A 13034-nucleotide genomic window follows, 5' to 3' on the forward strand; every position below is an offset into this window, starting at 1 on the left:
CGGGACAGCCCTGATATATCCAATAAAAAATCCCCTTACCGTGTGCTGCTAATCGAGGATGAGGATGCACATGCAGAACTCATCTGCCACAGTTTTTCACAATACCCGGAAAAATTCCATCTTTTTCATGCAGCTACCCTGCAGGATGCAAAGCGGCAGGTTGCGCAGGAACCCTTTGACCTGATCATCGCCGACTGGCTCCTCCCCAACGGGAAAGGGATCGATATCCAGCCTGCTGACAAAGATGCGATCACTATCCCGGTCATCATCATGACCAGCCATGGCAACGAGGAACTTGCCGCACAGATGTTCAAAGCAGGCGCAGTGGATTACATCGTAAAATCCGAACCTGCATTCAAGGACCTTCCCCGTATTACCGAGCGGGCGATTAGGGAATGGGAGAACATCAAAGAACGAAAAACTGCAGAAAAAAACCTCAGGGAGAGCGAGGAGCACTACCGGGGAGTGTTTGAAAATACCGGTACTGCAACCGTCATTATTGAAGAGGACACTACAATCAGTCTCGCCAACGATGAATTCTGTCGGCTTTGTGGCTGGAGAAAGGAAGAGATCGAAGGAAAAAGAAAGTGGACCGAATTTGTGGTGCCCGAAGATCTCGATCGGATGCTCACCCAGCACCGGCTCCGTCGCGAACTTGGGCAAAAGGCCCTAAAACACTATGAATTCCGTTTTGTTACAAAGTCCCGCAAGATCCGGGATATTTATCTCACTGTTGGTTTGATCCGCGGCACAAAACGAAGCGTCGCGTCTCTGATGGACATCACCGAACGGAAACAGGCGATTGACGAAATATTTCACATGGCACAAGAGTGGAAGCGTACCTTCGATGCCACGAACGACGCCATATGGATTCTCGACAGAGACCAGACGGTGATGCGCTCCAACAAAACGGCAGAACGGTTCTTTGGGCGACCATCCGGTGAGATTATCGGCAGCTATTGTTTTGAGATTGTGCATGGAACAAAACAACCGATATCTGAGTGTCCTTTCCTGAGAGTAAAAAAGAGCCTGCATCGTGAAACAATGGACCTGCAGGTTGGCAGGAAATGGTTTGAGATCAGTGTAGATCCTATCCTTGATGAAGCTGGTGAATTTTCTGGAGCCGTTCATATCGTCAGCGACATTACAGAACGCAAAAAAGTGCAGGAAGCTTTGCGGGAGAGCGAGGCACGGTATCGGAACGTTGTTGATGCACAGACGGAATTCATCTGTCGTTTCCGTCCTGATGGTTCCCATGTGTTTGCCAATAAAGCTTATTGCAGATATTTTGGTTTAAACTGCGAAGAAATCATCGGGAAAAAATTTTCTGCCAGTATTCATCCTGATGATAAGGAAAGATTCAGGAAACTTTTTGTCTCGTTAACTGCAGCAAATCCGGTCGCAGAAATAGAACATCGCATCATCCTTCCGGATGGCAGCATCTGCTGGATGTACTGGATCGACCGGGCGATCTTTGATGAAAAAGGACATATAATGGAATACCAGTCAGTTGGACGGGACATCACCGAACGCAAGCGGGCGGAGGAAGCGCTCACGGAGAGCGAGAAGCGGTTACAACTTACTCTTGATGCGACCAATGATGGTCTCTGGGACTGGGACATCCCCTCAGGGAATGCAATATTCAGCCCGCGATGGTACACGATGCTGGGATATGAAAACGGCGAGATGCCGGCGAATTACTCCACTTTTAAATCACTTGTCCACCCGGATGACCTGGTCCTGACAGAAGCAAAGATCCAGGAACATATACAAAAAAGAGACGACGGCTACTCAATTGAACTCCGCATGCGCACAAAAACCGGGGACTGGAAATGGATCCTGACACGGGGACAGGTCGTTTCACGGGATGCTGACGGGAATGCACTCCGGATGGTAGGCACCCACACCGATATCACCGACCGTAAAATGATGGAGGAGGAGATCCGCTCCCTCAATGCAGCCCTCGAACAACGGATAGAGCAACGTACGGCACAGCTCACCTCATCAATTGAAGATAAGGAAGTCCTCCTCAGGGAAGTCCACCACCGGGTGAAGAACAACCTCCAGATCATCATCTCCCTCCTAAACCTCCAGTCGAGGTACTTAACCGATGAGAAGACGCTTGCCGCGATCAAGGAGAGCCAGAACCGTGTCAGGGCAATGGCGCTCGTCCATGAAAAACTGTACCAGTCTGCAGACATCTCGAAGATAAACCTTGATGAATATGTCCGGTTCCTCGGAAACAGCCTGTTCCAGTTCTATGGCATGAAAGGAAAAGGTATCACGTTTACGACAGCCATCCCGGAGATTACGCTCGATATCAACACAGCAATACCAATCGGGCTGATCACAAACGAACTGGTCTCAAATTCCTTAAAGTATGCATTCCCTGACAGAAGGAAAGGGGAGATCTCCATCACAATTCATCGCAAAGATCGCCAGCTCACCATCCTGTTTAAAGATAACGGGGTCGGACTCCCTGAGGACTTTGACTGGCGCACCGCCAAATCGCTGGGGTTACGACTCGTAATCTCACTCGTTGAGCAGCTGCAGGGCACAATTGAACTTGACCGTACAACAGGAATGAAATTTACGATTGTGGTCAAGGAGAAGGAGTAGGATAAAAACCAAAAATCTGCATTGTAAATTCAGTTACCTGCTCCTTTGATATGATAAAAAAAATAATACCCTGATCAGATCACCATGACTTCTCTCATCCATTCTCCGGCACGGTATTGTGTCTTCATATTTCTCGTTATATTGGTTATTATCGGACCGGTCACCGCACTTACACTCAACGCGGGCGAAGCCCGTTCTTCAACCCCTTCTATCGCCAAAGGTGACCCGGTTTATGTCCGTGGAATCGCCACCGGACGCCCGCAGCAGGGGCTCCAGATATGGCTCATCGGCAATAATTATGCACAGGTCACGACAACTTCTGTTGCTTCGGACAGTTCGTTTGAATACGAACTCACATCCTCCGATACCCGGAACCTTGATCCCGGGCAGTACTTTGTCCTCATCCAGCACCCTATGATGAACGGGCAGTTCGATATTATCTATAATGCTGCTACCGGGCAGGTGATCAACCGGCAGCAGGGTAATGGCATGGCGATCTTCACCCTCACCGGTGCGGGAAGTCTCCAGTCATCGGATGCTGCTTCCGCACTTATCAGCGCTGTTAACAGCCAGAATGTCGATGACATGTTTTCAACGGTCACATTTTTTATCAGTGAACCCGGTGCGTTCATCGATTTCGTCGGTGAACACGCCGTTGGAGAAAAGTTCACCATTACCGGAACAACTAATCTTGCCGTTGGTGACGAACTCATGGTAGAGGTATATTCTTCATCGTTTGCCCCTACCGGAAAAGGTCAGCCGAATGAATTCTCAGGCAAATCAGGGATCGTAAAAGTGCAGACCGGCTCAGGTAGTAGCAACCGCTGGTCATTCGATATCGATGCGTCCGCATTCCGTCCTGACGAATATATCGTAAATGTCCGGGCAATAAACCAGCAGGCAACCGGCACCACAACATTTACGATCGTCCCATACCGGATAAAGACAACAGTACTCACCACAATTCCTATGGCACCCACAACGCTTCCAGGTACGGTTACCACATTGGCTTCGATACCCTCCTCCACAACGAAAGCAACTCCCCTCCCGGTCTGGATCACCGGTGCCGCGCTTACAGCGGCGCTCCTTATTGCACAAATCCCCGGCCGCAACAAAGTATAAGAACCGCATCCGCTCCACTGTCAAGCAGGGTATTTTCATGGAACCCGAGACCGTGCCGGAGGTAAATGACCTTCTCTGGGAGACAATCGTGGAGAACGCGGCAATACCGGTCGTCGTGATGTTTTTTTCCCCGACCTGCGTATTCTGTCACCAGATGGAACCATACTTCAGGAACTATGCAGAGGAATACAAGGATATGGTGCTCTTTGTCCGGCTCAACATCACAACAAACCCATGGACAGCAGAACGCTATGGTGTCAAGAGTACCCCGACATTCAAGTTTTTCTGTGATAAAAAACCAGTTCAGGAGATGGTTGGCTCGGTCTATCCCGCGCTATTAAAACGGGCGGTCGATGAAGTGCTTGTGCATGGTAAGGAATGTGCAAAGAACTCCACAACAATTGATTACGAAATCACCGGGTATGGATAAGGAATAAAATCTGTTTTAAAGCCTCCGGCTGCACCCGCACTGTACAGCAGCTTCCCTGACTGCGAGCGCGACCCTTTTGGTGACTTCCTTGTCAAGGATATTGGGCATTATCCTGTCCCGGCGAGGTTTTGTGACATACCCCGCAATGGCATGTGCCGCGGCGACCTTCATCTCATCGGTGATTCGGGTTGCACATGCGTCCAGCGCCCCACGGAAGATGCCGGGAAATGCAAGTACGTTGTTGATCTGGTTTGGAAAATCGCTCCTGCCAGTCCCCACTACTGCTGCACCCGCGTGCCGTGCTTTATCCGGCATAATCTCCGGCACCGGGTTTGCCATTGCAAAGATGATTGGGTCCGGGTTCATCTTTTTGATCATCTCTTCGGAAAGGATATCCGGACCTGAAACCCCGATGAAGACATCCGCGCCCTTCATTGCATCCGCAAGAGACCCTTCCCTTCCCGCATGGTTGGTCTCATCTGCGAGGATGAACTTATACTTGTTGCTGTAGAGTCCTTCGCGTCCCCGGTGGATGATGCCTTTTGTGTCGCAGACGACAATGTCATGCACCATCGTGCACACATTAGGATCGTACCCGATGCATTTCAAAAGCCGTGTGATCGCATATCCTGCTGCTCCCGCACCGCAGACAACGATATTAAGGTCCTCGTATTTCCTCCCGGTAACCCGGCAGGCATTGATCAGGGCTGCAAGCACGACGACAGCAGTCCCGTGCTGGTCATCGTGCATGACCGGAATCCCGATGTCCTGCAGCGCATCCTCGACCTCAAAGCATTTCGGGGCGGCAATGTCTTCAAGGTTGATGCCGCCAAAGACCGGCGCGATATTCTTTACCTGATCGACAAAATCGGTCTCATAGCTCTCAAAGCAGATGGGGAATGCATCGACCCCCGCAAATTCCTTGAACAGGATCGCTTTTCCTTCCATGACGGGGATTGCCGCATACCCGCCGATATTGCCAAGGCCAAGCACTGCCGAACCATCTGTCACAATCGCGATGGTGTTTGCCTTGAGCGTATACTTATACGCTAGATTTCTGTCTTGTGCAATTTCCCGGCAGACAGCGGCAACACCCGGAGTGTATGCTAAGGACAGGTCATGCCGGGTCTTGAGGGGAACCTTTGACCGGATCTCAAGTTTGCCATGGTGTTGTGCATGAAGTGTCAGTGCGTCCCGGTTAATCTCACCGCTTGGTTGTACCAGCATGCCCTGTGCCTCTTCTTATATCGTGTGAAGGAGATGGGAGGCAATGAAGTTTATTGTTAGAACAGGAATGAAAGGTTAAAAAGTTATGAAAGAACCGTGACCGCCCTCACGTTGTCGAGTGTGATGATAATTCCCCCCCATATGAGAGTCGCCGCGAAGCAAAATGGCAGAAGGGTTGGAAAGATTTGTATCTTTGCATGATCAGATACCGTTCCATGGTATTTTTTCAAAAAGGAGCGGCATTTATTCAACCCCTGCTCATCATCGCACTTCTCTTCATCATTGTTATGGGCATCAAAACAACCGGGTTTATCATCAACCTGCTGCTTGTCTCAATCATCCTGACCCTGCTCGGACTTCCCGCAATTGAATGGCTTAAAAAGAAAGGCTTCCCCAATATTGTATCAGTGACAATTGTCACCGGCATAGCAGGAATTTTTATCCTCTTCCTGATCGTGGTTGCCGCTTTTTCCTTTCATGTGCTGGTGGCTGACCTTCCGATATACCAGGCAGAGCTCAATGAGAGAATTGCCGGGATATCGTCATTTTTAGGCAATGTCGGCATCCAGAAAAATATGGTTATTCCATCATCAATTAACCTGGGAGCAATTGCATCGGTAATCATGTCGTCAGTTCTGAATATTGGCGATACCATCATGACCCTCTTTATTATTGCGGTAACGACTTTTTTTATGCTCCTTGAAGCGCCGCACCTCAAAACCCGGATGGAAAAAATTTTTACAAACGAGAAAGAAAAACTCGCGCAACTGTCCAACATGAGCAAATACATCATTGACTTTGTTGTTGTGCGGACAGAGACCAACATCGTCCACGGCGTACTCTTTGGCGGCTTCCTTTCCATTATGGGGGTCCATGCCGCTTTATTATGGGGTATCCTGACATTTGTCCTCTGTTTTATCCCGTATATCGGGCTTATTATTGCTGCGATTCCGGCCATTTTCTTTGCATGGCTCCAGTTCGGCACATGGGGGGCGGCAGCTGTTATCGCTGCAGTCTGCGTGCTCAACCTTATCGTCGAAAACCCGGTCTTTTCCTACTTTGCCTCCCGTAAATTCGAGATGCCCGCGGTCATCGTGCTTTTATCGGTCATATTCTGGGGGTGGCTGCTGGGTATTACCGGCATGCTTTTTGCAATTCCGATCACGCTGATGCTCCTGATCGTGTTTGAGTGCAGCGATGACTTTCGCTGGGTAAACGAGTTGCTCGGGGTCAGCCACCTCTTTGAAGACCCGGGGCAGCACGAGAATAAAAAGGAATAATTTTCTTTTCTTACATGGATTTTTTATGTAGAATTCCAGCGAAAAAAATCAACGCCTCGGCCGGGATTTGAACCCGGGTCAAAAGCTCCGGAGGCTTCTAGGATGTCCACTACCCTACCGAGGCAGATATCCCGCATGCCAGCATGAAGTCAGAACATTTAGGGAACAAATTTTTAAGACTTGGGCATCGCGTCTTTCTCTTATTATACTGTTTAAACTGCGATCCGGTTCCATGCTCATGTGCTAACGAACGGTTCCATATCATTAACACCACACAGGGTAATAAAGCTCTCGGACGGTGAATCCCATAATCTGTGCAGTTCAATTGAGAAAGGTTCAGGTCACTAATAAAATATCTGTGCTGTACGGATGAATAATCCCGGATAAAACAGGTAGGACCGGTGCCAGATTACACCTGCTCCCGCAATACAAACACGCGGCTTATAATCCTGTTGTCTTTGATGACCGGGGAACTTTTTAATGATGTCCGGATCTTCAAGCCATGTTTGTTTTTAATAATCAGGTTTCCTGTCCAGACACCCTTTGAATCCATGATAAATGTTTCTTTTTCCAGCATAAATTTCGATTCAGGTGCCTTGAACTGGCTGATATGCTGGCCTTGTGCATTGGCGAGCGAAGATCCCAGCATTTTTTCACCGGCACGGTTCAGGTAACTTATGGTTCCGGTATGGTCAGTGATGATGACGCTGTCGTCCATTCCATCCACGGCTGCCGTAAATTTGAGCAGCTCTTCTTTCTCCTGGAGAATCTGTGCATTCACCTGCGCAAGATCGCGCTCCGCATCCTTCATCGCGGTAATATCATGGCAATAGATCGCTACCTTTGCCACGGATCCTTTTGCATCGAATACCGGGTGCAGGTTGTTTTCAAACCACCTGCCCTTAAGTTCTTCAACGAAATGCGCCGGTGTCCCGGCCCGTACGCGGCGCTCCTCTTCAGCCAGCCGAAGAGAGATTGATCCATTTGATAGGAGGTCATTGAAAGGCGTATTGACCAGATCCAAAGCCTTCCGGTTGAGGCGTTGCGCCATCGGCTCGTTTGCGGCAAGGATGTTCCCGTCATTATCCAGAAGCAGCATCGCATCATGTGTGGTGTTGATAAGGGCATCAATGGTGCTGTCGCGCTCCCTGATCTTCTCATTGATGGAATGTTTATACAGCGCCATTTCGATAACCGAGTGTACCTCCCTGTCGTTGAAGGGTTTTAATACATACCCGTAGGGTTCGGTGACCTTCGCCCGTTCGATGAGTTCGTTATCAGCATACGCGGTCAGGTAGATGACAGGTATGTCAAAGAGGGTACGGATCTGGCCGGCAGCTTCAATGCCGTCCATATCACCGGCTAGATGGATATCCATGAGCACAAGGTCAGGCAGGGTCTCGCGGATGTTTTCCAGGGCCGCCTCACCGGACACTGCAATGCCGGATATAAGGTACCCGAGTTTTTTTAATGTCTCCCCTATATCTTCTGCTACAATCCGCTCGTCTTCAACAATGAATATGGCTGGTTTTTTCATTTGGCACCCATTGATTACGGTTTTTTGGATTTTTTGATATATTTTCTCATTCTGCAGATTGGAGCCCTGCATTCCTGGCATGCTGTTAATTTTGGCCGATAACCAGTCTTAACCCCGGAGAACTTGAAGTTTTCCAGTCAAAGCATCAGGAGGTAAATTCAATCACCATTACCGTCACTGTAATTGGAATTAATTTCTCCTACTTGAGAAATAACTCTTAATCATTTTGGACATAAAAATCCTTTTTTAAAAAACCTGCTGCATATGATTTTAAGACCAGTGACACCGGAACTGATTACCGGGATATGGATATGGAGCTGGTTTTTTCCCGTGAGATTTCAACCCATTCGGGCAGCTATACAATCATTATCGAAAAAGAGGACTTCTCTGTTGTGTACCCGGGGATGATACGGTATACGCTCTCACTTCTTGACGGAAAAAAAATCTTCGCGGTATTCCGCACAAACACGTACGAGTACTCACCGACGGTCATCTACCGGGCAGAGAAAGTAATCTTTGAACGGGCGCAGGAATGGGAGCAGGATCTTGTATCAGACCCGGAACGTTTTCTAAAAATTCATGCCACTGTGCCGCCCATTACACCATTATGTCAAACTACTGATGTTGTGGTGCTCCAGGGCAGCCCGCGTGCCGATGGGAACTGCAGTATTATAGTTGGCTTTGTGGTTGCAGCAGCAAAGGAGATCCACAAAACAGTTCAGGTTATTTACCCCCATGATATGAATATCCATTCCTGTATCGGGTGCTACCAGTGTTATAACACCGGTACCTGCACCTTTGACGATGATATGGGAGATATTATCAACGCTTTCCAGCACGCGTCCCTGATTATTGTCTGTTCCCCGGTATACACCAACTCGGTGCCAGGCGCACTCAAGCTCCTCATTGACAGGTGCCAGGCATACCATGCACAACTTACCATTTCTAAGCACGTACAGGCAAAAAAGAAGGGATTGATCTTTTCTGTTGCCGGAAGAAAAGGCAGATCGCATTTTGCTTGCGTGATTAATGTAGTAGCACCCTTTTTTAGAAATATCGGCATTCAGCCCTCTGGAGAACTCCTGATTGATGGGGTTGACGAGCTCCAGGATATACGAAAAAACAGGGGTTTGGAACACGATGTCAGGCGCATGGTTCATACATGCCTGATGGAGATGTAATCATCCGGCACAATTAAGTAAAAAGCGGGTGAGTGGTATTTCATCCATGTTTCTTATGATAGAGATGCCAGATCTTGCAGGCGCCTTCATGACTCACCATGCACGGGCCGACCGGAGTCCGTGGCGTGCAGGCTGTTCCAAACATCTTACAGTCTGATGGTTGGGCAATACCACGGAGCACTTTGTCACAGATGCAAGAGGGATGTTTTCCGACATGCTTAAACACAATCCCAAACTTCTTTTTCGCATCATATTGCCCGAACTCCTTTTTAACCTGTAGCCCTGATCCCGGGATTACCGGAAACCCGCGCCACTCCACATCAGATGGTTCAAAGACTTTATACATCACGCTTTTTGCCTTGGTATTGCCTTCCCGGGTGACAGCGCGGGGATATGCGTTATCCACCCGGCTTGTCCCTTCCTGTACCTGGCGGACAAGCATGAGAAGCCCTAGCAGGATATCTTCCGGTTCAAAACCGGCAACAACCTGCGGCACCGGGAACTTCTCATAGTCTGCATATCCAGTGACCGTACAGACATGCCCGGGCAGCATGAACCCATTCAGCTTTGCCTCGCCCTGTTCCAGCAACCACTTCATCGCTGGTGGGACGATCCGGTGACAGGAAAGGATCGAAAAATTTTTTGGCGGCTTTGTAAGGATAGTTGCCGCTACTGTGGGAGCAGTTGTCTCAAATCCCACTGATATAAATACGACCTCCTTGTCAGTCTTCTGTGCAATCTCGACTGCCTTATGAACGCCCTGCACCACCCGCACATCGCCACCGCACGATTCAAGCGAGCCTTTTGTCCCCGGTACCCGGAGCAGGTCCCCGTACGTCGTGACAATGCACCCTTTTTCCACCAATTCCAGTGCAGCATCGATCTCACCCTGTGGCGTGATACAGACCGGGCACCCCGGCCCCATGACGATCTTTAGCTGTTTAGGGAGCACGGACCGGAGCCCTGCTCGTGCAATTGCCGCCTCATGAGTCCCGCAGATATGCATGAAACATAGGTCGCGGTCAGTGATATCATCAAGCGTCTGTAAAATCGTTCTCTCCGCCATGAAATCCTATAGATATATAGAACCCGGCCACATAAGCTGTACGCATATGGACATGGGATATTTTTATGCAGCAGTCACCGTACTTTTTGGTGTCCTGCTCGCAATTATTGCACGCCTGATCGTCAGCTGGCTTAAAACCAAAGCGGACACGACCAATACCCGTTGGGATGATATCATAATTGCCGCGATCGGAAAACCCCTGCAGGTCACAATCATAGCGGTCGCGGTCTACATTGCCCTCAAGAATTTTGGTATCGTGCCTGACCAGTACCAGTGGCTGCTTGATGACCGGTTCATTAATACGTTTTATATTATCATTGGAGCATGGGTGCTCTCATCATTTCTTCATGATATTATCATTATATATGGCCATGCATTTGCTGAAAAATCGGAAAGTGACTGGGATGACCGGCTCATCGAACTGCTTGAGCTTGTTGCAAAATATGTAATCTGGTTTGCTGCGATCATCCTCATACTCGCAACCTTTAAAGTGGACATCACCCCGTTTCTCGCAGGTGCCGGTATCGCTGGTCTCGCCATTGCGCTCGCCGCACAGGACGTCATCTCAAACTTTTTTGGCGGGGCAATCATCGCCGTTGATAAACCGTTCAAGGTAAACGACCGGATAAAGATCGACGCGTATATAGGAGACGTTGTCAGCATTGGTCCTCGCAGCACCCGCATCAGGACACTAGACTACCAGATCGTTACGATTCCCAACAACAAGATCACCACCAACATCATCGTGAACTATGCGATGCCGGACCAGAAACTGCGCATAACCATCCCGGTGAGCGTTGCATACGGCAGCGATATTAAGAAGGTGAAAGCGGTCCTTCTCGAAATTGCACACGATGTGATCGGGAAAACCCAATACCTGCTCTCAGATCCTGCCCCCAACGTCTTCTTCCTTGAATTCGGGGATTCGGGTTTGAAGTTTGTCCTCTATGTCTGGGCAAAGGCTTTCAATCTCCCGGATCAGATAAAGGACGCCGTCAATTCCCAGATCGCCGAACGGTTCGCTGCAGACGGTATCGAGATCCCGTTCCCGCAGGTTGAAGTGAAATTAAAAGGGTAATTTTTTTAAAAAAAAAAAGATATCCGGAATATAAATTCCGGATTTTTAATCCATAAATTCCCGGACGGTTTGCACCAATATTTCCTAATTACGGTCAAAAAAGCATCTTTTTTTATCATAAAATTGCCAGGAAAGAGATTTATTTTTTCATTCCGGGATTGCTTATATTTGATTCATTTTCAACCCAACGGCTATAATTACCCCGGACTACACCATCTTTTATATGTTCGGCGTTTCAACCTTCTGCCTCCATGACCGGTCACTTGAATCAGCACTTGACCAGATCAGTGCAATTTCAGATTTTATAGAGGTAATGGACGAAGGGTTCCATTATCTGAAGAGTGCCGAACCCCTGCAGAGTTATTCTGTAAAATTTTCCGTTCACTCCCCCTGCCGTGGGACAAATATTGCAAGCCTTCTCGAACAGATCCGCAGGGCGAGTGTTGAGGTAATGGGGGAATGTTTTACCATCGCAGCGGAAGTAAATGCCGGCGTAGTCGTCCATCCCGGATATTTTGCATGGGTGGAGGAACGGGAAAAAGCGGAGAACCAGTGTAAAAAGTCAATATCTGAACTCACACACCTTTCTGCTGAACACGGAGTCCCGTTTTATATCGAGAACATGGGGGATTGGGAATATTTCCTGCTCAAGACACCCGGTGAACTGCCACTCATCGGAAATGCCCGGTTTGCACTGGACGTGGGGCACGCCCACCAGAACCATTGCCTTGAAGAGTTCCTCTCAGTTACTGCCCAGCACTTCCACCTTCATGATAATGACGGGAAAAGCGATACTCATGCAACAGTCGGTGACGGCACTATCGATTTTGGTCCGGTGATGAAAATAGTAAAAAAGTCTGGGATCCGTCCCGTAATTGAGGTTGCAACGTATGATGGCGTGCTCAAAAGCATCGAACGGTTAAAAGCATTTTAAATGGGATACTGTTATCATCATTTATTTTGGTCTAACCCGGTTAAGTGAAAACAACATGGGCCTTTGAGGTTCCGCAACGTTTTATAACGAATACCCCCAACGTATCTAGGCAATCTGCCTATGTGACACAGCCCGGCAGTGTGCCTCCTTGGTAAGGAGGAAGTCCCGAGTTCAAATCTCGGCATAGGCTTGCATTGTTTTTTTTAAAAATTTTTAACATGCCTTTAATTTTTTTATTTCTTTCTATATTTTCAGAATTGGGGCTTATTTTGAATATATTTGTAAAATGATTTTTAAAAATGCACATGAATATTATATATGTGCGAATGAATAGTAATAGATTGTTTATTTATGCTGAACATAGAATCGGGGCGTGATGTGTTCATCATCTGGCTCTCATTATGCGCCGGGGCAATTGTCCAGTACTTCACCAACAGTCTTACTATCCTCATCATTCTCATATCCATCGTGTGCGCACTCACTGGATTATTCATCTACCGGAAGGTAGGAAAATAAAAGAAAATTCCTCACATAAAATTTTTATCGCCCTGATTACTGAA

The 13034-nt window shown here is 48.3% G+C and carries 11 protein-coding genes and 2 tRNA genes; 9 read left to right on the top strand and 4 right to left on the bottom strand.

What is annotated here, in order from left to right:
- Positions 1 to 42: 42 nt before the first annotated feature.
- The 3 genes from OS112_05545 (at position 43) to OS112_05555 (ending at position 4171) form a co-directional block, all read left to right on the top strand.
- The gene (locus OS112_05545) at positions 43 to 2619 is read left to right on the top strand and encodes a PAS domain S-box protein (protein WAC06095.1); all 2577 of its coding nucleotides are present in this window, start codon (positions 43 to 45) and stop codon (positions 2617 to 2619) included.
- A gap of 84 nt (positions 2620 to 2703) precedes the next feature.
- Entirely contained in the window at positions 2704 to 3741 is a 1038-nt protein-coding gene (locus OS112_05550; GenBank protein ID WAC06096.1) for a hypothetical protein, read from the top strand.
- Positions 3742 to 3778: 37 nt separating this feature from the next.
- Positions 3779 to 4171, top strand: a complete 393-nt coding sequence (locus tag OS112_05555; GenBank protein WAC06097.1) for a thioredoxin family protein — start codon at positions 3779 to 3781, stop codon at positions 4169 to 4171.
- 15 nt (positions 4172 to 4186) lie between these two features.
- On the opposite strand, the gene OS112_05560 is transcribed toward OS112_05555, so the two are convergent.
- Positions 4187 to 5398 (bottom strand): NADP-dependent malic enzyme, encoded by a 1212-nt coding sequence (locus tag OS112_05560; GenBank protein ID WAC06098.1) that lies wholly within the window; start codon positions 5396 to 5398, stop codon positions 4187 to 4189.
- 215 nt (positions 5399 to 5613) lie between these two features.
- On the opposite strand from OS112_05560, the gene OS112_05565 reads away from it, so the two are divergent.
- Positions 5614 to 6678 (top strand): AI-2E family transporter, encoded by a 1065-nt coding sequence (locus OS112_05565; protein WAC06099.1) that lies wholly within the window; start codon positions 5614 to 5616, stop codon positions 6676 to 6678.
- Between the two features lie 52 nt (positions 6679 to 6730).
- Here the strand turns inward: OS112_05565 and OS112_05570 are convergent.
- Together OS112_05570 and OS112_05575 are read right to left on the bottom strand one after the other, a co-directional pair.
- Positions 6731 to 6802: transfer RNA gene (locus OS112_05570), tRNA-Arg, on the bottom strand.
- Between the two features lie 285 nt (positions 6803 to 7087).
- On the bottom strand, positions 7088 to 8215 hold the full coding sequence (locus OS112_05575; GenBank protein ID WAC06100.1) for a response regulator: 1128 nt from the start codon (positions 8213 to 8215) through the stop codon (positions 7088 to 7090).
- Positions 8216 to 8526: 311 nt separating this feature from the next.
- On the opposite strand from OS112_05575, the gene OS112_05580 reads away from it, so the two are divergent.
- Positions 8527 to 9396, top strand: coding sequence for a flavodoxin family protein (locus tag OS112_05580; protein ID WAC06101.1), 870 nt, complete (start codon positions 8527 to 8529; stop codon positions 9394 to 9396).
- A 40-nt stretch (positions 9397 to 9436) separates the two neighbouring features.
- Here OS112_05580 and hypD read toward each other — a convergent pair whose 3' ends face one another.
- Positions 9437 to 10462, bottom strand: coding sequence for a hydrogenase formation protein HypD (gene hypD / locus OS112_05585; protein WAC06102.1), 1026 nt, complete (start codon positions 10460 to 10462; stop codon positions 9437 to 9439).
- A gap of 52 nt (positions 10463 to 10514) precedes the next feature.
- Between hypD and OS112_05590 the strand changes: the two genes are divergently transcribed.
- The 4 genes from OS112_05590 (at position 10515) to OS112_05605 (ending at position 12990) form a co-directional block, all read left to right on the top strand.
- Positions 10515 to 11540 carry a mechanosensitive ion channel gene (locus OS112_05590; protein ID WAC06103.1) on the top strand — a complete coding sequence of 342 codons (1026 nt, stop codon included), beginning with the start codon at positions 10515 to 10517 and terminating at the stop codon, positions 11538 to 11540.
- Between the two features lie 223 nt (positions 11541 to 11763).
- Positions 11764 to 12474, top strand: coding sequence for a sugar phosphate isomerase/epimerase (locus tag OS112_05595; protein WAC06104.1), 711 nt, complete (start codon positions 11764 to 11766; stop codon positions 12472 to 12474).
- A gap of 116 nt (positions 12475 to 12590) precedes the next feature.
- Positions 12591 to 12664, top strand: a tRNA-Thr gene (locus OS112_05600).
- Positions 12665 to 12825: 161 nt separating this feature from the next.
- Positions 12826 to 12990: a hypothetical protein gene (locus tag OS112_05605; protein WAC06105.1), complete on the top strand. Its 165-nt coding sequence runs from the start codon at positions 12826 to 12828 to the stop codon at positions 12988 to 12990.
- Positions 12991 to 13034: the final 44 nt, after the last annotated feature.

The sequence above is a fragment of the Methanoregula sp. genome (genome assembly GCA_026625165.1).
Classification (GTDB): domain Archaea; phylum Halobacteriota; class Methanomicrobia; order Methanomicrobiales; family Methanospirillaceae; genus MVRE01.